We start from the raw sequence: 25,799 nt of genomic DNA on the forward strand, positions 1-25,799 counted from the left end.
TGCGAATGCGGTGAGATCTGGACTCGCGGAGAGTCCCCCTCACCCGGAATTTGCTCTCGCAAATTCCGGCCTCTCCCCGCCTGCGGGGAGAGGCGAAGAAACCAGCCTAGCTCTCCAGCGCATTCAGCCGCTGCAACCGATCCTGCATCACCTTCCTCAGATCATAGCCCGGCCGGCCGAAGCTGGCGTTCCGTGTCGTGAGGAAATCGCGCTGGGTCTTGCGCAGGTCGCCAGCCGAGCGCTTGCTCGCGCTCTTCAACACGCGCTCGTAGGTCTCGGCGATCTGGCGATCGAGCACCCCGAGTTGCGGATCGGCGCAGATGACTTTCTCGACCTCGCGCCGGGCGGTAGCGCAATCGAACGACGGTCCGCTGCCGGAAACGGCATCCAGCGGACGCAGCGGCTCAGCGCCGAATTTCGCGATCTCCGCGATCATGGCGCGGCGGCCGTTGGCGGCGTTGTCGTTGCCGGGGTCGAGCCGCAGCGCCGTCTCGTAGTCGGCCAGCGCCTTCCTGCGCTCGCCCATCTTCTTGTAGAGCACGGCGCGGTTGTTGTAGGTCTGCGCGAAATTCGGATCGAGCTTCAGCGCCGCTTCGTAGTCGCCGAGCGCTGCGCCAAGCTCGCCCTTGAGATGGTAGGAATCGCCGCGGTTGGTGAAGAAGTTCGGCCGCGGCGCCAGCCGCAGGGCCTGATCGTAGTCGGCAATCGCCTTATCGTACTCGCCCATCGCGGCCAGCGACAGGCCGCGATTGTCGTAATATTCGGGCACCTTCGGATCGAGCCTGATCGCCTCACCGTCATCAGCGACCGCCTTGTCGAGCTGGCCGAGCTTCTTGTAGGCGGCGCCGCGATTGGTGTAGCTGCGCGGCCGGTTTGGATCGAGCCGCAGCGCCTCGCTGAGATCGCGGACCGCCTTCTCGTTGTCGCCGCCGAGATAATAGGTCACGCCGCGGTCGGACCAGGCCTGCGCATCATCCGGCTTCAGCTTGATCGCCTGGTCGTAATCGGCGAGTGCGCGGTCGAGCCGGCGCTGATTGGTGTAGACGACCCCGCGCAGCTCGTAGGACTCGGCATCCTGCGGGTCGAGCTCGATCGCCTTGCTGAGATCCGCCGCGGCGCGGCTGAGATCGCCGCCGGCCTCGCGCAAGAGGTCACCGCGCAGGCGCCAGGCCTTTGCATTCCTGCCGTCGAGTGCGATGGCGCGGTCGATATCCCGCAGCGCCTGCGTGAGGCCGCCCGAGGTCCGCGCATTGGCGTCCGCACGAACCAGCAGCGCGGCGGCGCGATCGGACGACGGATTTGAGGCCTGATCGATGACGGCGCTGCACGCCGGGATCAGCTCGCCGGGAGCAGCCTTGCTGCCCATCACGCAATCGACGCCGGCCGAGGCCGGCGCGACAAGAACGAGGCTGATCGCCGCGCCGAGCAGGACGGCGCGAAACGGGATCTTGGCAAACGGGGAGGTTTGCGCGGAAGGAGGCGTACCGCACATGGCATAAGGCTCCGTGACGTCGGGTTTTCACCATTGTCGCGGCGGGCAAGGATCGGGTTCAATTCGGGCCTGTTACGGAGGAGAGGCGAACATCGCCGCTCTGGATTCTTGTTTTGACGCGTTTTCTTCACGCGAACCAGTATCCACTTCGCTCGAAAACTCTCTAGTAGCCGTCCGCCCCATTCAGCCGCTTCAATCGTTCCTGCATCGCCTTCTTCAGGTCGTAGCCGGGCCGCCCATATCCGGCATTGCGGCGTGCGATGAAATCGTCCTGTTCGCGCTGAAGCGCCCTCGCCTCCCCCGCATTTTGCGCTTCCCGGACCACGCGCGCATTCGATGCAAATATCTCCCGGTCGAGATCGGCGAGCTCGCGATTGCCGCAGATCGCCTTCTCCACGGCACGAGCCGCGCTCCGGCAATTGAAGCTGGGCTTGCCGGCCACCGCCATCTGCGCCCCGATCCGCTCCAGCTCGCGCGCCATCGCCCTGTGATTGGCCTTGGCCTTCTCGTGGTTCGGATCGATCTTCAGCGCCGCGCCGAAATCCTGCACGGCCTTCGGCTTGTCACCTTTCCTCAGCCAGAGTTCGCCGCGGGCATTGAAGATGTCGGCAAGCGCAGGATCGAGCTGCAAGGCACGGCTGTCGTCGGCGATTGCACGGTCGATCTGGTCGTGCCGCGCCAGCAGCGCACCGCGCGCGATCAGCGCCTTGATCAGGTCGGCCTTCGCCGTCTTCTCGTTGTCGATCACCGCCGCGCAGGCGGAACTGGCCTTGTCCATGTCGTCGACGGAGGTCGCGGCGAGACACGGCGCGATGTCGACCTGCGCGACGGCCGCGGGCTCGCCGCCGGTCGCGGCATAAACCGTGTCATGGGCCAAGCTCAGCGCAAGCACGCAGAGCACCACGGCACATGACAAGTGAATGAGATTTTGAAAACGCATGCTTGTTGCAGTCGGAGCTCTTGCCTTGTGGCCGCACTATCCATCATACGGCCGGATTGGTGCTAGCCTGTGGCGTCGCTCAAATCGGTTTCGGGGACTATCGTGTCGACATTCGAATGGATCATCGCGTTACTGCTCGGCGCCGTTGCATTATCGGCGCTGGCGCGGCGGATCAAGGTCCCTTATCCGACCTTCTCGCCATCGGCGGCGCGCTGATCGCCTTCGTGCCGAACAGCCCGTCCTGGACCCTCGAACCCAACCTGGCATTGGCGCTTTTTGTCGCACCGGTGCTGCTGGATGCCGCTTTCGACACCTCGCTGCGGGACCTGCGCAACAACTGGGTTCCGGTCTCGACCCTGGTGGTGGCCGCGGTCGGCCTGACCACGGTCGGCGTCGCCTACGTCGCGCACCGGATGATGCCTGACATGCCCTGGGCCGCCGCGATCGCGCTCGGCGCCATCGTGGCACCGCCGGACGCCGCGGCCGCGGTTGCGATCCTGAGCCAAGTCAAGCTGCCCCACCGCATGGTGAAGGTGCTGGAAGGCGAGAGCCTGCTCAATGACGCCAGCGCGCTCCTGATCTATCGCATCGCCGTCGGCGCGGTCGTCATGGAGCATTTGAAATGGAGCGAGGTCGCGCCGACGATTGCGCTCGCGCTGGTCGGCAGCGTCCTCGCAGGTTTCCTGGCAGGACGCATCATCCCGCTGCTCATGGAACGCGTGAAGGAAGCGCCAAGCGCGATCATCGTACAGTTCGCCACCACCTTCATGGTCTGGATCGCCGCCGAGCATCTCGGCCTCTCCGGCATTCTCACCATCGTCGTCTACGCCATCACCATGGCGCGCACGGCGGGCGCGCGGATGCCGGCACGGCTCCGGGTACCGTCCTTTGCGGTGTGGGAGACGATGGTGTTCGTGCTCAACGTGCTCGCCTTCATGCTGATCGGCATGCAGATGCGCCCGATCTGGACACGGCTGGATGCCGATGTGCGCTGGGAGTATTGCGCGGCGGCAGGCTGGATCCTGCTCACGGTAGTCCTGGTCCGGCTGTTGTGGATCACCTTCTACCGCACCGTACTCCGCGTGCTGATCGCGCACGATATCTATCACCCGAAGGATCCCAAGGCGGTTGCCTCGCCCAAGGGCGGCCTCGTCATCTCCTGGTGCGGCATGCGCGGCCTCGTCACGCTCGCCACCGCTTTTGCCCTGCCCGAGAACTTTCCCTATCGCGACTTCATCGTCTTCGTCGCCTTCGCGGTGGTGCTGGGATCACTGGTGATCCAGGGACTGACGCTGCGGCCGCTGATCCTGGCGTTCGGCCTCAAGGACGACGATCCCGTCGGGATCGAGGTTGCGCGGGCGCGCACCGTCGCCTATCGCGCCGCGCTCGATGCCATCGAGGACGACCCGTCGGAGGAAGCCGAGTTCCTGCGGCTCGAATATCGCGCCGTCCTGATGCAGGCGGACGACGATCCGAACGGCGGCATCGCCAGCGGCGAATTGCCCGCCGATCCCCTGCGCCGCCGCGCCATCGAGGCCGCGCGCAAATCGATCTTCGGCCTGCGCGCGACCGAAGTGATCGGCGACGACGCGTTTCATCGGCTCGAGGAAGAGCTCGATCGCGCCGAATTGAGCGCGGGCGGATGATGTTTTGGGGCGGCAAACTCCACCGGCGGGTTTGAACCAAATGCCGTCTCCCCAGACTCATCCCTCATGACGACATTGACCGACGACCGTCGTGTCCGCGCGCGTGATGCGTCGCCTGCACGATATTTTTATCTCCATATGGCCCTGGCCTGTGCGGCCACCGCATTTCTTGGCTTCGCACCGACCTATTGGATGCCGCTCGCCAACCGGACATTGTCCGCGAGCCCCGTGATTCATTTTCACGGATTCTTGTTCTTCACCTGGTCTCTCTATTTCGTGATCCAGACCTGGCTCGCGGCCTCGGGCCGCGTGGTCAATCACCGCGCGCTCGGCATCGCCGGTGTCTCGCTCGCCACCGCGATGACGATCTTCGGCTTCCTCGCCTCGGTGACGTCGATGAAGCACGCGGCCGCGCTCGGGCAGGTCGACGCAGGCATCGCCTTCTCGATCGTACCGATGAGCGGCATCGCGTTCTTCGCGTTGGTGTTCGTGCTTGCGATCCTGAACAAGCGCAGGCCCGAGATCCACAAGCGGCTGATGCTGCTCGCCGCCGTCTCGATCCTCGATGCCGCGATCGCGCGCTGGTTTCTCACCTTCCTCGCGCCTCCCGGACCACCCGGCCCGCCGCCGGTGCCGGTGACGATCGCGCCGGCCGTGGTCGCCTCGCTCCTGCTCGTCGTCGCCATGGTGCGCGACTGGCGCACCGAAGGCCGCGTGCACCCGGTCTACATCTATGGCACGCTCGCGCTGCTGGCGGTGAAGGTGTTGAACTGGCCGGTCAGCGAGACCGCGGCGTGGCATTCGTTCGCCGGCGGAATTCTGGCGCTGGCGCAGTAGCATCTAAATCCGTCACCCTGAGGTGGCCGCTTCTTCAGCGGCCCTCGAAGGGCGACGGCCCAGCTGCTACATCTCGGCCGCTCATCCTTCGAGGCTCACAGCGCAGTGCAAATGCACTGCGCTACTCGCACCTCAGGATGACGGGGCGAGCAGCGCTGATGTCTCATCAAGCTCCCGCCTTGCACGTGATACCGCCGTCCACCACCAGCTCGATCCCCGTCACATATTTCGATTCGTCCGACGCGAGGAACAGCGCCGCGTTGGCGACGTCCCAGGCCTCGCCCATGTGGCCCATCGGCACCTGCGCATCGCGCGCACGCCACATCGCTTCGACGTCGCCCTTGGCGTAGCTGTTGGCAAGCCCCGCCGAGTGCTCCACCATCGGCGTCTTCATCAGGCCGGGCAGGATTGCATTCACCCGCACATGGTTCTTCGCGAACTCAACCGCAGTGGAGCACGTCAGCTGGTTCATCGCTGCCTTGCTGGCGTTGTAGCTGACATAGGAAATCCCGACATGGCGGATCGAGGCGATCGAGGAGATGTTGATGATCGAGCCGCCGCCCTGCTTCACCATCACGGGGATGACATGCTTCATGGCGAGATAGGCGCTCTTGAGGTTGACGGTGAAGACGCGGTCCCAGCTTTCCTCGGCGAGGTCGACCACGCTGCCCATCTCGGCGATGCCGACATTGTTGTCGAGCACGTCGATGCGGCCATAGGCCTTCAGGCACGCCGCGACCATCGCCTCGATCTCGCTTGCGCGCGAGACGTCGGCCGTGAACGCCATCGCCTTGCCGCCTTCGCCGGCGATGATCTTCGCGGTCTCCGCTGCAGCCTCGCCGTTGCGATCGACGCAAAACACCTGCGCGCCCTCGCGGGCAAAGGACACCGCGGTCGCCTTGCCATTGCCCCAGCCTGGACCAATCGACCCGGCGCCCACCACCATCGCTACCTTGCCCTTGAGCCGATCCATCGCGTGTCTCCCTTATTGTTATTCTTCTTGTAGCCCGGATGGAGCGCAGCGCAATCCGGGGCCACTGTTCCCGGATTACGCTACGCTCCATCCGGGCTTCTGTAACGGGCCCTGGTTAGTCAATCCCTTTTTGCGTCGTCCACTCGCCGGGAACCTGCTTCTGTACGGGATCGGCGCGGTGGCCGTCGCCTGATGGGGTTCTAGAGAGGAGCAGGTCGGCCAATCTACGGAAGCGTGATCGCATCGACGGATGCGTCGACAACCCGGATGACGGCCTGGCCTGATCCATCGTCCCGGCGAAGGGACTTCGCTTCGGGGAGGCTGGTGTGATGCCCGCCCGAATCTGTGTGCTCTTGCTTTAAGCCATGGCAGTCGTCCTGAACGGTGCGTTGTCCTTGAGCATGCGCAGCATGATCACGGCGAGCTTGCGTGCTAACGCTACCTTGGCCTTGTTCATGCCGGCGCGCTTGGCGATCCGCATGGCCCAGCTCTTGAGCGGCGCGCAGCCCTTGATCGGCTTGGTCAGGATGATGTGGGCGGCTTCATAGAGCGCCTCGCGCACGGAGGCGTCGCCATTTTTACTGATGCGGCCGCGGTAGTCGGTCTCGCCTGACTGGTACTTCTTCGGCGTCAAGCCGAACAACGGTCCCGCGCGCTTCGCCGAGTTGAAGCGCGAGGGGTCATCGATGGCGCTGGCAAAGGTCAGCGAGATGATCGGTCCCACGGCCGGTGTCGACATCAGCAGCTTGGCTTTGGCATCCAAAAGCGACATCGCCCGCACCCGCTTCTCAAAGCCGTTGAACTCGCGCAGTAGCACTGCATGAACCGCCAGCGTCGCAGTAGCGATCGTCTCGAGGGCCTGATGGCCGGCCACCAGCTCACGGATGCGTGCCGCAAAACTGCGCTTCGTCGTTTTGCCAACCTTCAATCCGAAGCCGCGCAGGATCCCGCGCAGGCTGTTCTCGATGTCCTGAAGCTTGGCCTGGATCAGCTTGCGCGCCGTCAGCATCGCACGGGTCTCCTGGGCACTCATCGACTTGCAATGCACCGGCCGGAACCAGCCGAGCCGCATCAATTGCGCGATGTTGCGGGCGTCGTTACGGTCCGACTTCACCGGCATCGCCTTGAAGGCATCGCTCACGTGCCGCGTTTCCAGGAGCTCGACCGCGAGGCCCTCGTGCTTCATGGCTGTATAAAGCCACTGAGACAGCGGTCCGGCCTCCAGCCCGATCCTGGCGAGTTCGAACCCGAGCGAGCGGAACCAGCCAATCAGCGCCACAGGCTCGCTGGCAACCTTGACCTCCCGAACGATCTTTCCGCTCGCGTCGACAACGCACACGCTGGAGCATTCCAATGACACGTCGATTCCGGCATAGTAGTCCATGGTCGTTCCTCCTTGATGCTTGGAGCGAAGCTTAGGCCTCGACTCCGCTACACCATCAATGTGAGGGACGACCGCAAACCTTCCAGTCAAGCCGCGCGACGCGCGCAATCAAAATAGCGCCGTAGCTAGCGCGGCTTGACTGGAAGGCCTCCGGGGCCCGTTACCCCATCTACGGATCTCTGCAAGTCTTCATCGTCGTGACGTTAGCACCGATGGGATGCCCGACAATCTCCGACAACGTCCGGCACTTGCCCTCATGGCACAACCGCCATTCCCCCGCCGCGCCGGAATTGCCCAGCACCACCTCCGGCATCGGGGGGCGCTGTGGCTGCCATTGAAACCAGCCGTCGACGAGACGCGCCTCGGGCGGCGGCTCCATGCCGGGGCCGGTGCCCTTGACGCGGGCCTGCACCAGTTCGAGACCCGCGGGGGTGACGCGCCAGTCTTCCTGCCAGTCGACCTTCGCGACCGAATGCGTCCACACCAGCGTGAAGGCGGAAAGCGCCAGCGCCTTCACGCCGGCCGCTGTTGCGAAGCAGAGGCTCACACCGCCTCGACGGTCGCGGGCGGACGCTGCCGCCACTGCCACAACACCAGCGCGGCGGCGAGCACAAAGCCCGCGGTGTCGCTGAAGGCGAAGTCGCCGAGCAGGCACATCGCAGCGCCGAGCGCGACCACGCGCTCGACCAGTGTCATGCGCGTGAACAGGAAGCCGATCGCGACCATCCCGAACAGCGCGATCGCCACCAGCGCCTTGAAGCTCGCCAGCGCCACCGCGCCGTAGAAGCCGAGCCTGGCCGCCATGGGATCGCCGCCCTGCAGCATCAGCGCCGGCGAATAGACGAAGATGAAGGGGATGACATAGCCGGCGAGCGCGATGCGCATCGCCTCCCAGCCGATCTTGTCCGGGTTCTCCTTGGCGATCGGCGCCGCCGCGAGCGCCGCGAGCGCCACCGGCGGCGAGAGGTCGGCCATGATGCCGTAGTAGAACGCGAACATGTGGCTGGCGATCAGCGGCACGCCGAGCTTGGCCAGCGCAGGTGCTGCGAGCGCGGCGGTGATGATGTAGGTCGGGATGGTCGGAATGCCGGTGCCGAGCAGGATCGACAGCAGCATGGTCATGATCAGTGCCAGGAACAGGCTCTTCTCGCCGAGCCCGATCACCCAGCCGCCGAAGATGGTGCCGACGCCGGTCTGCGACATCATGCCGATGATGACGCCGACGATGGCGCAGGCCATGCCAACGGTGATGGCCGACTTCGCACTCTCTGCCAGCGCATCGCGACAATCGCGCAAGGCCTTGAACCCGCCGCGGATGAAAGCGGTGATCACGATCAGCCCGACGACGACGCTGGCGACCGGCACGATCTGCAGGCCGTCACGCGACAGCGCGGCGACGACGAGCGCAAGCCCGATCCAGAAGATGTAGCGGATCACGTTCGAGGAAGCGCCCGTCGTGATGGCGGTGCCGAGGATCAGCCCCACCGTCAGCGCGAGACCCATGCTGCCGGCGTAGAGCGGCGTGAAACCTTCGAACAGCATGTAAACGAGGGCAGCGAGCGGCAGCACGAGGTACCAGCGCGTCACCAGCGCCTTCCAGGCGCTCGGGATCTCCGAGCGCTTCATGCCGACGAGACCGTGCTTGCCGGCTTCCAGGTGCACCATCCAGAAGGCGGACGCAAAATAGAGAATGGCGGGGATCGCCGCCGCCTTGACGATCTCCGAGTACTGGACGCCGAGCGTCTCCGCCATGATGAAGGCGACCGCCCCCATCACCGGCGGCATGATCTGTCCGCCCATCGACGCCGTGGCCTCCACGCCGGCGGCAAACGCGCGGCGGTAGCCGAACCGGATCATCAGCGGGATCGTGAACTGGCCGACGGTGACGACGTTGGCGACGCCCGAGCCGGAGATCGTTCCCATCATGCCCGAAGCAAACACCGCGACCTTGGCAGGTCCGCCGCGGGTGCGGCCGAACAGGCCGAGCGAGACGTCGGTGAACAGCTGGATCATGCCGGCGCGCTCCAGGAACGAGCCGAACAGGATGAACAGGAAGATGTAGGTCGCCGACACGTAGATCGGCACGCCGTAGAAACCTTCGGTGCCGAACGACAGATGGGTGACGATCTGGTCGAAATCATAGCCACGGTGGTTGAGCGGCGACGGCAGATATTGCCCGAAGAACCAGTAGAGCAGGCACGCGCCGCACATCAGCGGCAGCGCCGCGCCCATCAGCCGCCTTGTGCCCTCGAAGATCAGCACAGCGAGCAGCGTGCCGACCGCCAGATCGAGCTTGGTCGGATCGCCATCGCGCGCGATCAGATCGGCATAGAAGATCCACTGATAGAGACCGCAGAAGAAACCGGCGCCGCCGATCACCCAGCCGAGCGCGCGGCCGGCGCCGCTCTTCGCGGTGAAGTTGGCGATCAGGCCGAAGGTGAGCAGGACCAGGAAGCCGACATGGACGCCGCGCACCACCTGGCTCGGCAGATAGTTGAAGGCGGCGACATAGAGCTGGAAGGTCGCAAAGGCGATGCCGATCCAGTAGGCGAGTTGGCCCCACCGGCCCGGGCCGAAGCCTTCCGGAAAGCCGTGCTCGAAATTGTCGAATTCGACCTTGATGGGCGCTTCGGTGCCCTCTGCCTGCAACATCGATATGTCCCCAACCCGTCCAGCGCTTATAGCATCGCACAGCGTCTCCAGACCGTCATGCCCGGGCTTGTCCCGGGCATCCACGGACTTTCCCGCCTGGCCTTAGAACGTGGATGGCCGGGACGAGCCCGGCCATGACGTCTCATATCCGGACCTGACTACTTGATCAGCCCTTTTTCCTTGTAATAGCGGATCGCGCCGGGATGCAGCGGAACCGGGCTGCCGGTGGCGGCCGTCTCGAGCTTGATCTCCTTGCCCGCGGCATGGGCATTCTGCAATTCCGGCAGCGACTCGTAGATCAGCTTGGTCATCTGGTAGGCGAGATCGTCCGACACCGTGGAGTTGGTCACGAGGTAGTTGACCACGGCCGCGGTCGGCACATCCTTGTCCTGGCCGGTATAGGTGTTGGCGGGAATGATCGTCGAGATGAAGGGCGGACCGATCTTGTCGACGGTCTCCTTCGGCACCGCGACCACCGTGATCGAGCTCGAGCTGGAGAGATCCTTCAGCGAGGCGACGCCAAGGCCGGCCGATTGCAGGGTCGCGCCCAGCTGGCGGTTCTTCATGAGGTCGACGGATTCGGCGAACGGCAGATATTCGACCTTGCCGAGGTCCTTGTAGGTCATGCCGGCGGCGCCGAGGATCGCGCGGGAATTGAGCTCGGTGCCCGACTTCGGCGCGCCGACCGACAGGCTCTTGCCCTTGAGATCCGCGAGCGTCTTGATGCCGGACTCGGCGGTCGCGACGATCTGGATGTAGTTCGGATAGATCGCGCCGATGGTCCTGAGCTTGTCGAGCTTGGTCTTGAAGCCCGCCTCCTCGTCGCCCTCCCAGGCCGCTTTCAGCGAGTCGCCCAGCGTGAACGCCAGTTCGCCGCGGCCCTGCTGGAGCAGGATCAGGTTCTCGACCGACGCCTTGGTGGCCTGCACCTGCGTCTTCACGTTCGGAATCTTGTCGCCGTAGATCTTCCCGATCGCGACCCCGAGCGGATAGTAGACGCCGGAGGTGCCCCCGGTCAGAACGTTGATGAAAGATTGCGCATGCGCGCAAGGTGCCGACGCCGCCAGAGCAAGAGCCGCGGCCACGCCGAGAATCGTCCGTTTCATGATTTTGCACTCCCCAAACCGGCGGGGAAGTTGGCCGGATGAGAGGTGCGGGTCAACCCATCCAAAAGACAAAACAGGACTGCGGTAAACGGCCGATCCGGCTCGACTTTTTGGGAACCCGGCGGGTGCGGCGAGGTGGCGCAGACATTGTATGGGCCGCCGCGCCGTCGCCGGCCAGCCGTCACTGGAACGTCATGTCCAGGCACTTGGAGATGTCGGAGCCGAGGCCGGAGGAGATGGTGATGCAGCCGCGGATCTTCTGCGCAGCCATGTCGGCGGCCCAGATCGAATAGCCGCCGGGACCGAAGAACGAGTTTGTGTTCGGCGGCTCGGTCTCGGTCGCGTCGAAATCATACTTGCCGTCGGCCTCGAAGATGCGCGGCTTCTTGGTGCAGCCGCCGTCGGTCTGGACGTTGATGACTTCCTTGTTGTCGCGAGTCAGCGCCAGCGAGACCTGGCAGCGGAAATATTCCGAGGTCTTGGTATTGAACAGATAAGTGTAGGACTTGCAGGTCGCGGTGTTCAGCTTGCCCGGAGCCAGGCCGCGGCTGCACGAAATCCGCTGGTTGTGGCTGAGCTGGTAGTCATCGGCCCGGGCGGCCGGCACCAGCGCCGTCAGCAGCAGCGCCGCAGTCCAGCAAACTTTAATGACATGGCTCATTCGAATCATCCCCCACCAATATTTTTGTCGAATTGCGTTTTAGACGGAAAGCGGAACATAGTCGCGCGGGGGCGAAGGGAAAATCACAAACTGATGGGCAGGACGTGATGCGCTGCGGCGCTTTTGCGAATTGACCCGGAATTGCCGTTCGTGATTTGTTCAAGCACCCCAATGACGGGGAGGATGGATATGGCATTTTCAAAAAAGACATTTGCACTCGTAACCATGCTGGGCGCGTTCGCGGCACCCGCATTGGCGCAGACCGCCGCGACACCGTGGGAGCTCAAGCCCGACACGGGTTACGCCTATGACAAGGACGGCAAGACCCTGTCCTACAAGATCGGCACCAGCAACGCCGGCGAACTCCTGAAGGGCGCCAAGAAAGTGCCGAAGGGCACGCTGTTCTTCATCGGCCACAACGGCCAGCTCTACATGCGCAGCGGCCCGTATCTCGAGGGCGACGGCAAGTTCAAGTTCGGGTCGGATCAGTAAGGCCGTCTTTGTAGACTCAGGGGGCGCGCAACGCCGCTATACGCTCGGTGTCATCACCCGCGAAAGCGGGTGATCCAGTATTCCAGAGGCCGTCGTGATTGAATAGAGAGGCCTCGGCGTACTGGATGCCCCGGTCAAGCCGGGGCATGACAGCGGAGGGTGTGGCAGGGCCCGCCCTAAAACGCCCCCGCCAGCTCCCTCGCACCAGCATTGTTGCTGTTGCTGTCCATCCGCGTATCCGTGATCGCGAGCAGCTTCGCCACCGTGTTGTGGCGGATCGCGACCGGATTGCGCTCGTAGCCGCCGCGCTGGAAGAAGTTCGAGGTCGGCACCTGCTCGCGCATGGCCTGCGGCATCGTCACCATGTCGAGTCCGGTGCCGTCGCCGGTGAGGTTCATCATCTCGAGCTCGGCCGCGGTGAGCGGACGGGTGTAACCCTTGGCGCGCGCGAACAGAACCGACGTCAGCAGCTTGTGGGTCTGCAGCATCGGGCCGATGTCGATGTCGAGCACCATCGCATGCATGGCCCAGCCTTGCGCGGTGTTGCCGATCTTCTCGTGCTCCGACCAGGTGTCGGGCACCGACTTCGCATGCGCCACCATCTTCTTTAGAACAGCGAGCTTGTGCTCGAGCGACTGGCGGGCCGGGCCTGAGGTCCGGGCCATCTTGTCGGAGAGCGCGCGAATGAATTCATGGCCCTGCTCGGCGAGCAGCTCGACGCTGTTGGTGGTCAACAGTTGATTGTAGCCCATCGCGGTCGAGATCGCGCGCTTGCCGCCATGCTCGATGCCCGCCTGCACGTCATAACTGCCGGTGCCGCCGGTCTCGAACGAATAGACCCGCACGGCCTGCTCGCGCGTCAATCCCGAGGCGAGCGCGTAGCGCGCATAGACACGCTTGAACTCCAGCTCGGAGGCGGGCCGCTGCGGCGTGAACTGATAGAGCTCCTGCGCTGCGCGCAGCAGATCGGCCACCACGGGAATGGGCTTTCGGGCGGGCTTTTCAGGCGTTTCCTCCGGCTCCGGATTCACCGGCCGCTTCGGCCCGTTGTAGAGCGGCGGATGCTCCAGCACGTAATCATCCAGCGTCACCTGCTGCCCGCTGCGCCGCTTGGCATTGCGGCCTTTCCGCTTCTCCGAGATCTGGCTCCAATAGGCTCCGGCCTCCTCGTCGAAGGCGGCGCGCGCGGCCTGATATTCCTGCAGCTTGCGGCGATATTCGAGCACCGCCGGCGAGGCGCCCCCGCCTTGCGCAAAAAACTGCGACAGCAGCTGGGCGTTGGCATCGCGGACGGCCGGCGGCAGCGCGTCGGCCTCGCCGCCGCGCGCGGCGGGCGCGAGCAAGAGGAGCGCGAGCGGAACCAGCGCCAGAGGAACTGCGAAGGGTACTGTCAGGCCATTTCGAATCGATCGATGCATGCTGCCCTCTTAGCAGGCATCCGGTAACCGTCACGTTAACGCGCCGTTTACCATCCTCACTTCCAGGCGAACACCGGCTGTTCCAGCTCGGTGACGCGGGTGTGCCGGCCCGCCAGGACCTCGCGGAACTGGTAGATCAGCGCCGCCGTCGGCGCATGGATCAGGCTCATCTGGTGATGGAATCGGATCACGCGGCGCGCGCTTTCGGGGATGTCGGTGAAATCGAAGGCGTCGTCGCGCTCGATCGTCGCCAGAGCGATGCGGTGGACCGAAGCGACCTCATCCGGGTTGGGCTTGATCGCGGCACTGTCCGCGGCCCAGACCACCACCGGCGTGATCAGGTAGCCGGAGCGGGTCGGATAATCGTCGAGCAGGCCGAGCACCACATCGGTCGTGAGCTTGAGGCCGAGCTCCTCGTCGAGCTCGCGCAACGCCGCCTCGACCGGCGTCTCGCCGGCATCGCAACGCCCGCCCGGCAGCGCCCACTGGCCGCGATGGGCGCGCAGGTGTGAAGCACGCTTGGTGAGCAGGAAGGCCGTGTCGTCGCCGTCACTGGATTCAGTCAGCGCCAGCACCACCGCGGCGCGCTTCAGGGCCGACGGCTCGGCCGCGTCGGGCAGCCGTGCGAAGGCCGCACAGGCCTCTGCGATATTCCGTCTGGTGGCATCGCCGAAAGCTCTCATGATGCTTGACTACACCAGGACTGCATCTGATGAAACGCGGAGAGAGATGCGCCTGCTGGAATGGACGGTGAGATGACGAACAAGACGGCCGCAAGGCTGAAATCAGACGGCTGGACTATACTGGAGACCACCGGTTTCCTGCATCTGATCGGCCCCTTGTGGGAGCGCAAGTTCGACGGCCACTACGAATTCGCACTCGCGACCGAAGACAAGCACCATAATCGCCGCGGCATGGTCCAGGGCGGCGTGATGATGACCTTCGCCGACCGCACCTGCGGCATGGCTGCACGCTACGTCTCGGGCAAGGAATATTTGGCGACCGTGCAACTCGACACGCATTTCGTCGAAGCCGGCAAGATCGGCGACATCCTGATCTCCCGCCCCCGCGTGGTGCGCACCACGCGCAGCCTGATCTTCATGAGCACGGAGATCAACGTGGACGGCCGCTGCGTGGTGATGGCCAATGGCGTGTTCAAGATCTTGAAGGGGCCGGAGTAGGCGCCACACCCACCGCTGTCATTCCCCGCGAAGGCGGGGAATCCAGTACGCCGCGGCCTCTCCGCTCAATCACCGACGTCCCGGAATACTGGATCGCCCGGTCAAGCCGGGCGATGACAGTTGAGAGTGCCCATCTCTGGATTGCTTCGCTCCGCTCGCAATGACGGAGTGAGATCGCTATGCTGTTGCCCGAAGAAGCACCAAGGACTTAGCCCATGCAATACCGCCAGCTCGGCCGCAGCGGCCTGAAAGTGTCGCCGATCTGTCTGGGCACCATGATGTTCGGCGGGCCAACTGATGAGGCCACGTCAAAGCGGATCATCGCCAAGGCGCTCGACGCCGGCATCAATTTCATCGATACCGCGGACGCCTATTCCAAGGGTGGCTCCGAAGAGGTCGCCGGCCGCGCCATCGGCAACAACCGAAACGCCTGGGTGCTCGCCACGAAGCTCGCCAACCCCATGGGCAAGGACCCGAACCGCGTCGGGCTGTCGCGACGCTGGGTGTTGCAGGCCGCGGACGAAAGCCTGAAGCGGCTCGGCACCGACCACATCGACATCTACTATCTGCACAAGGAAGACCACGCGACCCCGCTGGAAGAGACGGTGCGCGCAATGGGCGACCTGATCCGCGCGGGCAAGGTTCGCTATTTCGGCGTCTCGAACTATCGCGCCTGGCGCGTCGCCGAGATCTGCAACATCTGCGACCGGCTCGGCATCGATCGGCCCGCGGTGAGCCAGCCCTACTACAACGCCATGAACCGCATGCCCGAGGTCGAGCATTTTCCGGCGTGCTCCTATTACGGCCTCGGCATCGTGCCTTACAGCCCGCTGGCGCGCGGCGTGCTCACGGGCAAGTACAAGCCGGACGCAGCGCCCGACAAGGAGACCCGCGCGGGCCGCAACGACACCCGCATGATGCAGACCGAATGGCGGCCGGAATCGCTGCAACTCGCGCAGGAGATCAAGACCCATGCCGAGAAGAAGGGCATCACCGCCGGCCAGTTCGCGGTCGCCTGGGTGCTCAACTCGGCTTTCGTCTCGTCGATCGTCGCCGGCCCCCGCACCGAGGAGCAATGGGACGGCTACATCAGTGCGCTCGACTACCGCTTCACTGCCGACGACGAAGCGCTGATCGACCGGCTGGTCGTACCCGGCCATCCCTCGACGCCCGGCTACAACGACCCGGCCTATCCGATCGAGGGCCGCCGCGCGCGGACGGCTTGAGGGCGGGAGACGACGATGCCATTCGAAGACCGCTACGGCCTGCCGCTCACCACCGCGTCGCACGAGGCAGGGAGCGCCTATCGCGAGGGGGTCGACCTCATGCTCGCGGGATGGACCGGCACGGCGGAGACGCTGGAGCGTGCGATCGCGGCCGATCCGGATTTCGCGCTGCCTCAGATCGCCCGCGCTCGCGTGCATGCGTTCTACCAGCAGGGTGATCTGGCGCGGCAGAAGGCGGCGGTCGCACGCGAGCTGGTCGCCCGGCGCGGCACCGCGCGCGAGCGTTCGCACGTCGAGACGCTGGCGCTCGCGATCGAGGGACGGCTGCCGGAGGCGGTCGCAGCGACGCTGAAGCATATCGACGCATGGCCACGCGATGCCGTGGTGCTGTCGCTGCCGCTCGGCGCGTTCGGCCTGTTCGCCTTCTCCGGCATGGCCGATCACGACCGCGCGCGGCATGAGCTCTGTGCGAGCGTCTCGCAGCATTATGGCGAGGACTGGTGGTTCCTCACGATGTCCGGCTGGGCCATGACCGAGAACGGCGACGTCGCGCGCGGCCGCACGGTCACCGAACGCGGCTTCGACCTGCGCCGGGCGAATGCCCACGCCGCACACGCGGTGCTGCACGCGATGTTCGAGGACGGCTCGATCGAGGCGGCCGATCGTCTCGTCGACGAATGGATTCCGACTTACGACCGCGCCGGTATCCTGCACGGCCATATCCGCTGGCACCAGGCCCTCGGCGCGCTCGAGCATGGCGACGCCGCGCGGGCGCTTGCGATCTATGCCGACGTGCTTCAGCCAGAGGCGACCCAGGCGCCGCCACTGAACGTCATCACCGACGGCGCCTCGCTGCTCTGGCGTCTGTCGGCTTACGGCCACGCCGTGCCGAAGCCGCTCTGGCGCGCGGCGGATGCCGCCGCGCAAAAACTGTTTCCGAAGTCGAGCCTGCCCTTCGCCGACGTCCACATGGCGCTGTTCGCCGCGGCAACGCAAAATCGCGAAGCGCTCGCCACGCGCCTTGCCGCGATCGAGCAGCGCCTCGCTGACGGCAAGCTGCCGGCCGGCCCCGTGGTGCCGGCGATCTGCCGCGCGCTGGCGGCCTTTGCCGACGACGACTACGCGGCATGCGTGCGAACGCTCGCGCCTGTGCTCGCTGATGTCGTGCGCATCGGCGGTAGCCATGCCCAGCGCGAGCTGATCGAGGACACTTATCTCGTCGCCCTGATGCGCAGCGGCGAGCTGCCGCGCGCCCGTGCGATGCTGGACGCCCGGCTGCACCGGCGGCCGTCCCTGCGCGCTGGCAGGCGGCGATGGGCTAGCGCTGCCACGAAAAAAACATCGGTCTGGCGGCAAGTGGCTGCTAAGGACGGGTTAGGCGATCGGGGGCGAATCGCCGATGGGTGGCACGGTGGTATTCCAGGCTGGAGCAGCAGCACGAACCGGATCGCAACCAATTTGCGGTTCGATGGTTGTCGGGCGGAACTTTCCCGCTTCCGTGGCCCCTGGCATACGAGCCTGACGATGCGCCGCCTCCGCCGACCGGTTCTGGCCGCCACCCTGATCGCTCTCGCAAGCCCTTGTTTTGCCGAGCCTTCCGCGCCGATCCCGGTCAACAATCCACCCGCGCCGCAGACTTCCTACATCGACCTGCTGGCGCTGATGTCCGGCCACTGCAAGACGCTGAAGGTCGCGGGGCGCACCTTCGCCTGCAAGACTGTGGCCTACGCGCATGGCGACAAGGGCCGGGTCAATTTCGCTGTCGCCGTCGACGATCCCAGCGACGAGAATCACGTCGTCTCGTTCTCCGGCGAGAACGGCAAGCGCGCCGACGACAATTCCTACGAACTGCCGATCGACCGCATGCTGCTCAACTCCAAGAACCGACCGAAGGTCGACGGCCTGCCGGTGCCGGCGGAGCAGACCTCGACCGGCCTCTGCCGCCAGACCGGCAATTTCGCCGCCAAGAAGGTCAACGACGTCACCTGCTCCGCGACCGACAGCGAGGGCCGCAGCTACGAGCTGCTGTTCATCTCCGACGGTACGCCCGTGAGCGTGCGCCGCATCAGGCAGTCGTCACCGTCGATCCAGGATCCTTTCAAGTAGCTCTCCTGCCTCTTCCCCATAAGAACGGGGAGAGGGGAGAAGCATTTTACGCGAAGGCCTTTTCCAGCGTCGCGAAGATCACCGAAAGCGACTTGTCGTGGCGGGTCACCGGCGGCACCGGCCGATCGACCTTCATGAGCTGATAGACCGCCGTCTGCGCCGCGCGCACCGAATATTCGACCGTGAACACGACGTCCTCGGGGATCTCGACGAACTGGCTGACGAAGGCGAGGTTGACCGAATTCGTGGGCACCGGCAACGGCCGGTCGGTGACGTGGCGCGGCATGAACATGCTGGTGATGTAGGGCATGCGGCAGGGAATGCAGATCGAATTGTCGAACACGCCCGCATCGAAATTCAGGTGCCCGCACAGCTCCTTCAGGATCTCCGCGCCGCCGCATTCGGACATCGGCTTGGCGACGAAATTGCCGACGCGGTCCGGATGCAGCGCGTAGCCCCAGAACACCTGCACGTCTCTCGGCTGGCCGGAGAAATGCGGCTGGTGATAGAGCACGACCGACAGCAGCCAGTTGGAATCCTTGAAGGTCACGAGGCCGCCGGTACCGGCCCTGTTGCCGGAGAACGCTTCCATCTTGTCGAAGAAGCGCGGATCGCGGCAGGTGACGGTGAACGACTGCCACCAGGATTCAGGGATCGAGGTGTTGAACGCGGACGGATTGCCGAATTCGGGACGCCCCTTCGCGATGGTCTCCCAGAGCGCCCAGCCCTGGCTGTCGGCCTTGGTCAGGCGGGGAGCCGGATCAGTCATGGAGCCGAGGCTGGACGCATCGGTCATCGAGCCGTTCTGGAAGAAGACGAGGTCGCCGTCATCGAGACGGACATTGGCGATGCGGCTGTCGCGGTCGAGCACGAGATTGCGCACACGCACGCGACCGTTCTCGTCTTCGAGCGTCATGTCGGTGACGCGGGTGCCGCGCACGAACTGCACGCCCTGCCGCTTGAGCCAGTCGGCAAGCGGCCGCACGATCGAGTCGTACTGATTGTAGACGGTGCGCTTGACGCCGGCGAGCGTCTCGATACGCGGGAATTCGCTCATGAAGCGGTGCAGGTAGCGCTTCAGCTCGACCGCGCTGTGCCAGGGCTGGAAGGCGAAGGTGGTCTGCCACATGTACCAGAAATTCGACTCGAAGAATCCGGCCGACAGCCAGTCGGTGATGCGGCTATCGCCGAGCGTCTCCTCCGAGGCCTCCGTGAGCCGCAGCAGCTCGAGCCGGTCACGCGCGGAGAAGCCCATATGCGAGACGTCGACCTTGAAGCGGTTGCGGTCGACCAGTCGCGCCTGCGAATGCGCCGGATTCTCCACGTTGAACGCAACGGTCTCGTCGCGCACGCTGAGGCCGGGACGTTCGAGCGAAGGAATGTCCGACAGCAGGTCCCAGGTGCATTCGTAGTGATCGGTGGTGAGCATGCGCCCGCCACGCAGCGAGTAGGCGCCGTTTGCGAGCTGCGCGCCGTCGAGGCTGCCGCCAACCAGTGGCTGCGCCTCGTAGATCACGATATCGCGACCCGTCACCTGCGCATCGCGGATCAGGAACGCCGCGCCCGCGAGCGATCCGATGCCACCACCGATGAAATACGCCTTCATGACTTGCCTCGATTGCAGTTCGAATTTTCGCGGCGAGATTGCATGCGGGGCGGCGGCCGAGATTGCGCTGGATCAAGCGCCATGGGCGCTGCGTTCAAGAGGACGTGAGCGGCTTCTTCGCGTAGATCTGCGCGATCTCGTCCGCGAAGCGATGTTCGAGCGCGGGGCGCTTGTTCTTCAGGGTCGGCGTGAGCAGGCCCGCCGCAATGGTCCAGGGATCCAGCGTCCACCACACCGCGCGCGGCGTCGCGTAGGATGGATAGGCCTTCACCGCTGCCGCGATCCGCGCCAGCAGAGCCGCGCGCTCCGCCGCGCCGCCTTGCTTGCCGCTCGCCGCGAGCCTTTCCTTCTCCTGCACCCAGGCTTTCGCGTTGAGCACGACCAGTGCAGTGAGGAACGGCCGCTGCTCGCCGACCACCAGCGCCTGCTCGAACAGCGGATCGGCAAGGATCGCGGTCTCGAGGTCGACCGGCGCGATCTTCTCGCCGGTGGAGGTGACGAGGATGTCCTTGATGCGGCCGGTGATGGTGATGCGCCCGTCCTCGATGCGGGCCTGGTCGCCGGTGTGCAGCCAGCCGTCGGCATCCTTGACGCGGCGCGTCTCGTCCGGCTTGTGCCAATAGCCGAGCATCACGCTGGGGCCGCGCACCAGCAGTTCGTCGTTGTCGCCGAGCCTGACCTCGATGCCGTCGAGCACATGGCCGACCGAGTGCGGATCGTTGTCCTCGATGGTGTTGACGGAGACCACCGGCGAGGTCTCGGTCATGCCGTAGCCCTGGAGGACGTCGAGCCCGAGCGACAGGAACAGTCGGATGACGGGTTCGGCGATCGGCGCGCCGCCGGAGACCGCGACCTTCAGGCGCCCCCCAAGCTGCGCCAGCACCTTGTCCGCGACCAGCCGCTTGAGCAGCGGCCAGGCCAGCCGGTCACGCAGCGACAACGCACCATGTCCCTGCCGCGCGTCAAAGCGCCGGCCGCCAATGGCGAGCGTGAGATCGAGCAGCGCGCGCTCGACGGCGCCTGCCGTTGCGCGGTGCTGCATGATCAGCGCGTAGATGCGCTCATAGATTCGCGGCACAGAGATCAAGACCGTGGGCCGCACCTGCCTCAGGTCCTCCGACAACAGCGGCACCGATCGCGCATAGGCGACGCAGGCGCCGGCCGCGATCGGATAGTAATAGCCGCCGGTGCGCTCGAACGTGTGCGAGAGCGGCAGGAAGGACAGGAAGACATCCTCCGTCGACGCCGCGATGCGATGCGCGATCGCCTTCACATTGGCGATGATGTTGTCATGCGACAGCATCACGCCTTTGGGCCGTCCGGTCGTGCCCGAGGTATAGACGATGGAGGCGAGATCGTCCGGATTCACCGCCACGTCGGGCAGCGGCGCCGTCGCGCCCGGCGCGGAGGCGAGCCATTGGTCGAGCGCGACGATGCGCGCATCGGCCGCCGCAAGGCCGGTCGCGTCCGCACAGACGATGCGCTTGAGATGGTCCAGCTGCTGGCCGGTGGCCACGATGGTCTGCCAGCGCGCCAGCGAATCCACGAACAGCAGCAGCGCGCCGGAATCGGCGAGGATGTAGGCGATGCTATCGGGATTGTCGACCGCATGCATCGGCACCGGCACCAGGCCGCGCGACAGCGCCGCCTGGTCCATCGCGACATGCGGGATGCCGTTCGGCATCAGGATCGCCACCCGCTCGCCGGGCGCAAAGCTTTCCGCGGCCAACGCCCGCCGCCAGAGCTCGAATTCGGCGTCGATCTCCTGCCAGGACTGGCCGACCCAGCGCCCCGCATCCGCGTCGAAATGGCGATAGGCCTCGGCCGCCGGCGTCGCCTTGATGCGCCAGCGCAGCAGCTCCGGCAACGTCGTCACCTCGGCAAGCGCCTGTGCTTGACTGATCGGCGGTTGACTGAGTAGCGCTGGCATGACGTCCTTTCGAAACTTGATCGATTCCCGGTCTATCTGGGGCCTCGACCCTAGGCTAACCAGCCCTCGCCGCCTTGATCCTCAGCAAGGCCGCCATGCTTCGGAGCGCCGCCATGACGCGCGACCGTTGCATATCCCAAACACCACAGGTTTATCGCCGCTCTCGTGTCCCGGACGCGGCGCGGCACGAAGTGATGCGACGCAGAGCCGGGGCACGAGAGCTGTCCCGAAACGAGGGAAGATCGGCATTGCCCGCCAGTCCTATCGCCTCGCATACTACCCCAGCAAGCAAGCCTGAAGGCCGCCGTCCATGCCCAATCCCCTCCCCGCCCTCATCGTCGTCGACGTCCAGCGCGCATTCGACGAATGGGAGGCTGCGGGCAAGCGACGCAACAATCCGGATGCGGTCAAGCGCATCGTCGATCTGCTGACCGCGTTCAGGGCGCACGGCGCGCCGATCTTCCACATCCGCCACGAAGGCACCAAGCCGAGCTCGTCGTTCCTGCCGTCGCGCTCCGGCTATGCGGTCAAGGACGAGGCGCACGAAGCGCCTGGTGAGGCGGTGATCGTCAAGCGCGTCAACAGCGCCTTCATCGGCACCGACCTCGAAAGCCGGCTGCGTGCAGGCAATATCACCACGCTCGTCATCTGCGGCGCCACCACCAATCATTGCGTGGAGACGACGACCCGGATGGCCGGCAATCTCGGCTTCGACGCTGCGCTCGTGCGCGATGCGACATGGACCTTCGACCGGATCGGGCCCGATGGCGACAGGCATTCGGCTGACGAGATCCACGCGATGACGCTGTCGAATCTCAACGGCGAATTCGCGCGCATCGTCACCACCAATGAAGTGATCGCATCGCTCGAAGCCATGCGACAATAGATCGCGCGACGTTCCGCTATTCACATACGTTGATCGGAACTGATCTGCGTCGTTTCGACGCCGGAACGTGGCGGGCGCATGTCTGTTGTCACACCACGTTCAACTGGAGTGATGACATGAAGTATCTCTTTGTCGCGATGGCCGTCGGTGCTGCGGCGTTCGCAGGCGGATCCGCCAACGCGGCCGGCAAGGCCGGCGCGAAGCAAAAAGCGCCGACCGACATCAGCGCGCAGCACAGGCACCACCATCATGGCCATCGCCACCATCATCACTGGCGGCAACACTACGGCCATCATCGTCCGCACTACCGGAGCTATGGCCATTATCCGCGCCACCACGGTTACTACGGCGGCGGACCGTACGGCTATTACGGCGGCGGTGGCCCCGGCGTGACCTTCAGCTTCGGCGGCAGCCGCTGGTGAGAGACAAGGCCCGCAGAGATGCGGGCCTTTTTCATCCGCCCAAGATCAGCCTCGCCGTCTCCAGCCCGCTCGCCAGTGCCGCCTCGACCGTGCCCATGTCGCTTCCGTGATAGAGCGCTTCGCCGGAGAACAGCACCGGGCCGTCGGCCTGCCCGAGAAAGGCCTGCGCCGCACGCGTCCGCGGCGTCGCCCAGGAATAGGCACCGCGTGCGAAAGGATCGTGCGCCCAGTTGGTCGCGGCAGCCGCCACGAGATCGCGCGCGATGTCATCGCGCGGCAGGCCGAAGATGGCGGCGAGCGAGCCCAGCCCGGCATCGATCAGCCCTTGCGGATCGAGGCCGTTCAGCTCCGTCGTCCGCGGGCCGCCGAACCAGCCGGTAAGAACAGGATGCTGATCCGGATACCGCGTCCACCATACCGGGATGGTCTGGTCCGACAGCAGGAAGGTCATGTCCGCGAGATCTTCACCCCGCTCGCGCCACCATGGCTGCGTGAACCGCAGCAGGATCTTGATGACGCTGCCGAAGCCGATGTCGTCCGCAGCCGCAGCTTTCGCGCGTGCGGCCGAGGGCAGAGCGATGTCGCGCAACAACGGCAACGGCACGGTGAGGAGGACGCGATCGCAGGCCTGCACGTCGCCGCTGGCGCAGCGGACCACCAGCGCGCCGCCCTCCTCCGTGATCGCCGACACCACGCTGCCAAAGCGGATCGCAACGCCATGCCTGCGGCATTGCTCCGCCAGAAAATCGATCAGCGCGCCATAGCCGCCGACGATGCGCGCCTGGGTGTGGTGCCCGCCGTCCATCCATTCCGCGCGCAGCGCCAGCGTCGAAGCGCGCTCGGGATCGGCGGCGTCGTAGCCCTCGACCATGCGCTCGATCGAATAGCGCAGCTGCGCATAGTCCTCGCCGGCAAAATGGCGGCGCAGGAAATCGGCGACCGTGAGGTCGTCCTTCAGTTGCCCGAGCACGGCATGCAGCTCGGCCTCGTGCGGATCGAGGCGATCCTCACGCGACAATCGGGTGCCGTCGAAGCTCCATTGCTGGCCTTCGATCAGCTGCGACGATAGCCCGGCCTCGCGCAGCAAGGCGCGCGTCACGGGCGCATCGCCATGGATGAATTCGGCGCCGGCGTCGGCGGGGTAGCCGAATTCCGACGCCGGCAGCGGATGGATCCGTCCGCCGCAGCGCTCGCGCGCCTCCAGGATCGTCACCGATTTGCCCGCACGCGCCAGCGCGCGCGCCGCCATCAGCCCGGCCGCGCCGGCACCGACGACGACGATGTGTTCCGATTGCCTGGACATGCCGATGCTTATCTGCTCACGCCGTTCTGGATCAGGTACCGCAGCAGCAAGACGCCGCCGCCAAGATCCCGCGTGCTTTCCAGCGTCATTGCGGTCAGCGGCGCGCGTTGCTCGCTGTCGGCCTCGGTTGAGTCGAACACGAAGGGGGCGCCCCTGGCACCGTCGATCGCGGGGCTAAGGATCAGGTTGAATTCGTCGATCAGGCCGGCGCGCAGGAACGCGCCATTGGCGACGCCGCCGCCCTCGACCAGCAGGCGCTTCACGCCGAGCTCGCGGTTGAGGATGTCCAGCGTCAGGGCCAGGTCGATCTCGGACTTGCCAGCAAAGATGTAGGACACGCCTTCAGCGCGCAGGCCGGCGAGGTGCGAATCCGGCACGCCCTCCGTCAGCACCACGACGATCGGATCGCCGCCGATGTCCGAGCGGCCCCAGCCGATCTTGCCGTGCGCATCGAGCACGACGCCATAAGTCTTCGCATCGCGCCGCGCGATCCAGTTTTCGCGCGGAAACTTTTCGCTGGACGTTGCGGGATAGGGCTTGCCCTTGGCGAATTCCGAGCCGGTGACGCGGCCGATCACCCAGGCATCGCCGCCGAGTTCGTCATGAATCTTCTCGAACCAGTCACCGCCAACGCTCTTCGGACGCCAGCGGCTGGGATGCGTGCGGCCATCCAGGCTGGAGGCCATCAGGCAGATGACGTAGGGCTTCATGCAAAATCTCCGAACTTCTTTTTCACGCGGCCGGCCCGCCGCCTTTGGCACGATCGTTCACGATCACCGCGAGCGGATTGAGCTTCGGCGGAGCCACCATCTTGAGCGTGTTGCTGTCGTGATGATTGAACGGCGCGCCGCGGACGAACAACTCGGTCTGGATCAGATAGGTCCAGCTGCCGTCATCGTTGAAGCTGATGTCGCAGCGGTAAGAGTCGGTGCGGAAAGCCTGTTCGAGAAAATCGGTCGAGCAGATCCCGTAGGCGGTGTCGCCGCGCTTCGCCGTGACCGCGATCTTTCGATCGTCCGGCCTGGCGTTGCCGAACGCGAGCAGCACCTGCCCGCGCGGGATCGCCAGCGTCTGCATGATCAGCCCGGTCGCAGGCTCCCACAGCCAATAGCCGACCTGGTCGTGGAAGGTAATGTCTTCCTCAGGGGTGTTGATGTGAATGTGATAGCGCAGCCCGTAGAGCAACTGCGGCCCGTTGGCCTGCGGATCGATCGGGTCCATCCGGATGTGCTCGATGAAGGTACGCCGCTCCGGCCCCTCCGCCTTTGGATTGACGTCGATGCCCTTGTCCGCCTGCCAGACCCCGGCAAGACGGCGGAGCGGGCCGAGATTGGCGAGTCCGTCGGGCGAGACGTCCTCGGGTTCGGTGAAGATGTCGGCGGGAAGGGGGAGCATGGGGGCCTCGCGTCGTTGCGGGAAGCAGCAATAGCACAAGGATGGCGCGAATCGACTGCAATGGAACCAGATGCCGCCCTGCGCGTTATAGGCCCTTGAGTAAGAGTCCTTGAATGGGGCTCGATTGGGCAGGATATCCAAGT

At 65.2% G+C, this 25,799-nt stretch carries 22 protein-coding genes and 2 pseudogenes; 9 read left to right on the forward strand and 15 right to left on the reverse strand.

Going from position 1 to position 25,799, the window contains the following annotated elements:
- Positions 1 to 106: 106 nt before the first annotated feature.
- Together F8237_RS11830 and F8237_RS11835 are read right to left on the reverse strand one after the other, a co-directional pair.
- A complete protein-coding gene (locus F8237_RS11830; RefSeq protein ID WP_151644815.1) occupies positions 107 to 1,492 on the reverse strand; it encodes a tetratricopeptide repeat protein in 1,386 nt (461 codons plus the stop codon).
- A 163-nt stretch (positions 1,493 to 1,655) separates the two neighbouring features.
- On the reverse strand, positions 1,656 to 2,432 hold the full coding sequence (locus F8237_RS11835) for a tetratricopeptide repeat protein (protein ID WP_151644817.1): 777 nt from the start codon (positions 2,430 to 2,432) through the stop codon (positions 1,656 to 1,658).
- Positions 2,433 to 2,501: 69 nt separating this feature from the next.
- On the opposite strand from F8237_RS11835, the pseudogene F8237_RS11840 reads away from it, so the two are divergent.
- Positions 2,502 to 4,078 (forward strand): annotated as a pseudogene (locus tag F8237_RS11840) (cation:proton antiporter).
- 66 nt (positions 4,079 to 4,144) lie between these two features.
- Positions 4,145 to 4,915 (forward strand): hypothetical protein, encoded by a 771-nt coding sequence (locus tag F8237_RS11845; protein ID WP_151644819.1) that lies wholly within the window; start codon positions 4,145 to 4,147, stop codon positions 4,913 to 4,915.
- Between the two features lie 166 nt (positions 4,916 to 5,081).
- Here the strand turns inward: F8237_RS11845 and F8237_RS11850 are convergent, their stop codons facing one another.
- The 6 genes from F8237_RS11850 to F8237_RS11875 all read right to left on the reverse strand — a co-directional run bounded on the left by F8237_RS11850 (position 5,082) and on the right by F8237_RS11875 (position 11,691).
- Positions 5,082 to 5,888, reverse strand: coding sequence for an SDR family NAD(P)-dependent oxidoreductase (locus F8237_RS11850; RefSeq protein ID WP_151644821.1), 807 nt, complete (start codon positions 5,886 to 5,888; stop codon positions 5,082 to 5,084).
- 358 nt (positions 5,889 to 6,246) lie between these two features.
- The gene (locus tag F8237_RS11855) at positions 6,247 to 7,272 is read right to left on the reverse strand and encodes an IS110 family RNA-guided transposase (RefSeq protein WP_151644825.1); all 1,026 of its coding nucleotides are present in this window, start codon (positions 7,270 to 7,272) and stop codon (positions 6,247 to 6,249) included.
- 169 nt (positions 7,273 to 7,441) lie between these two features.
- Entirely contained in the window at positions 7,442 to 7,819 is a 378-nt protein-coding gene (locus tag F8237_RS11860) for a DUF1850 domain-containing protein (RefSeq protein ID WP_162006003.1), read from the reverse strand.
- The gene (locus F8237_RS11865) at positions 7,816 to 9,924 is read right to left on the reverse strand and encodes a TRAP transporter permease (protein ID WP_151644829.1); all 2,109 of its coding nucleotides are present in this window, start codon (positions 9,922 to 9,924) and stop codon (positions 7,816 to 7,818) included. The genes F8237_RS11860 and F8237_RS11865 overlap by 4 nt, the downstream gene beginning before the upstream one ends.
- Positions 9,925 to 10,082: 158 nt before the next feature.
- Positions 10,083 to 11,030, reverse strand: a complete 948-nt coding sequence (locus F8237_RS11870; protein ID WP_151644831.1) for a TAXI family TRAP transporter solute-binding subunit — start codon at positions 11,028 to 11,030, stop codon at positions 10,083 to 10,085.
- A 181-nt stretch (positions 11,031 to 11,211) separates the two neighbouring features.
- The gene (locus F8237_RS11875) at positions 11,212 to 11,691 is read right to left on the reverse strand and encodes a hypothetical protein (RefSeq protein ID WP_151644833.1); all 480 of its coding nucleotides are present in this window, start codon (positions 11,689 to 11,691) and stop codon (positions 11,212 to 11,214) included.
- Positions 11,692 to 11,880: 189 nt separating this feature from the next.
- Here F8237_RS11875 and F8237_RS11880 point away from each other — a divergent pair, with 189 nt between their 5' ends.
- Positions 11,881 to 12,183: a hypothetical protein gene (locus F8237_RS11880; protein WP_151644835.1), complete on the forward strand. Its 303-nt coding sequence runs from the start codon at positions 11,881 to 11,883 to the stop codon at positions 12,181 to 12,183.
- A gap of 176 nt (positions 12,184 to 12,359) precedes the next feature.
- Here F8237_RS11880 and F8237_RS11885 read toward each other — a convergent pair whose 3' ends face one another.
- Both F8237_RS11885 and F8237_RS11890 read right to left on the reverse strand, forming a co-directional pair.
- The gene (locus F8237_RS11885; protein ID WP_151644837.1) at positions 12,360 to 13,601 is read right to left on the reverse strand and encodes a hypothetical protein; all 1,242 of its coding nucleotides are present in this window, start codon (positions 13,599 to 13,601) and stop codon (positions 12,360 to 12,362) included.
- 56 nt (positions 13,602 to 13,657) lie between these two features.
- Positions 13,658 to 14,287: an NUDIX hydrolase gene (locus F8237_RS11890; RefSeq protein ID WP_151644839.1), complete on the reverse strand. Its 630-nt coding sequence runs from the start codon at positions 14,285 to 14,287 to the stop codon at positions 13,658 to 13,660.
- 69 nt (positions 14,288 to 14,356) lie between these two features.
- Here F8237_RS11890 and F8237_RS11895 point away from each other — a divergent pair, with 69 nt between their 5' ends.
- From F8237_RS11895 to F8237_RS11910, 4 genes and pseudogenes are all read left to right on the forward strand, one after another.
- The gene (locus F8237_RS11895; protein WP_162006005.1) at positions 14,357 to 14,782 is read left to right on the forward strand and encodes a PaaI family thioesterase; all 426 of its coding nucleotides are present in this window, start codon (positions 14,357 to 14,359) and stop codon (positions 14,780 to 14,782) included.
- Between the two features lie 215 nt (positions 14,783 to 14,997).
- A complete protein-coding gene (locus F8237_RS11900) occupies positions 14,998 to 16,008 on the forward strand; it encodes an aldo/keto reductase (protein WP_151644843.1) in 1,011 nt (336 codons plus the stop codon).
- Between the two features lie 15 nt (positions 16,009 to 16,023).
- A pseudogene (locus tag F8237_RS11905) lies at positions 16,024 to 17,334 on the forward strand (tetratricopeptide repeat protein); the annotation flags it as partial.
- Positions 17,335 to 17,532: 198 nt separating this feature from the next.
- Positions 17,533 to 18,114: a hypothetical protein gene (locus F8237_RS11910; RefSeq protein WP_151650526.1), complete on the forward strand. Its 582-nt coding sequence runs from the start codon at positions 17,533 to 17,535 to the stop codon at positions 18,112 to 18,114.
- Between the two features lie 46 nt (positions 18,115 to 18,160).
- On the opposite strand, the gene F8237_RS11915 is transcribed toward F8237_RS11910, so the two are convergent.
- Positions 18,161 to 19,759: an oleate hydratase gene (locus F8237_RS11915; protein ID WP_151644845.1), complete on the reverse strand. Its 1,599-nt coding sequence runs from the start codon at positions 19,757 to 19,759 to the stop codon at positions 18,161 to 18,163.
- 55 nt (positions 19,760 to 19,814) lie between these two features.
- Positions 19,815 to 21,650: an AMP-dependent synthetase/ligase gene (locus F8237_RS11920; RefSeq protein ID WP_151644847.1), complete on the reverse strand. Its 1,836-nt coding sequence runs from the start codon at positions 21,648 to 21,650 to the stop codon at positions 19,815 to 19,817.
- Between the two features lie 310 nt (positions 21,651 to 21,960).
- Between F8237_RS11920 and F8237_RS11925 the strand changes: the two genes are divergently transcribed.
- Both F8237_RS11925 and F8237_RS11930 read left to right on the forward strand, forming a co-directional pair.
- Positions 21,961 to 22,536 carry a cysteine hydrolase family protein gene (locus F8237_RS11925; RefSeq protein ID WP_151644849.1) on the forward strand — a complete coding sequence of 192 codons (576 nt, stop codon included), beginning with the start codon at positions 21,961 to 21,963 and terminating at the stop codon, positions 22,534 to 22,536.
- Positions 22,537 to 22,652: 116 nt separating this feature from the next.
- Positions 22,653 to 22,958: a hypothetical protein gene (locus tag F8237_RS11930; RefSeq protein ID WP_151644851.1), complete on the forward strand. Its 306-nt coding sequence runs from the start codon at positions 22,653 to 22,655 to the stop codon at positions 22,956 to 22,958.
- Positions 22,959 to 22,989: 31 nt separating this feature from the next.
- Here the strand turns inward: F8237_RS11930 and F8237_RS11935 are convergent, their stop codons facing one another.
- Genes F8237_RS11935 through F8237_RS11945 form a run of 3 tightly spaced genes read right to left on the reverse strand, consistent with a single transcriptional unit; the run spans position 22,990 to position 25,656 of the window.
- Positions 22,990 to 24,261, reverse strand: coding sequence for a flavin monoamine oxidase family protein (locus F8237_RS11935; RefSeq protein WP_151644853.1), 1,272 nt, complete (start codon positions 24,259 to 24,261; stop codon positions 22,990 to 22,992).
- An 8-nt stretch (positions 24,262 to 24,269) separates the two neighbouring features.
- Entirely contained in the window at positions 24,270 to 24,971 is a 702-nt protein-coding gene (locus tag F8237_RS11940) for a RibD family protein (protein ID WP_151644855.1), read from the reverse strand.
- Between the two features lie 22 nt (positions 24,972 to 24,993).
- Positions 24,994 to 25,656: an FABP family protein gene (locus F8237_RS11945; protein WP_151644857.1), complete on the reverse strand. Its 663-nt coding sequence runs from the start codon at positions 25,654 to 25,656 to the stop codon at positions 24,994 to 24,996.
- Positions 25,657 to 25,799 lie beyond the last annotated feature (143 nt).

Source organism: Bradyrhizobium betae, assembly GCF_008932115.1.
Taxonomy (GTDB): domain Bacteria; phylum Pseudomonadota; class Alphaproteobacteria; order Rhizobiales; family Xanthobacteraceae; genus Bradyrhizobium; species Bradyrhizobium betae.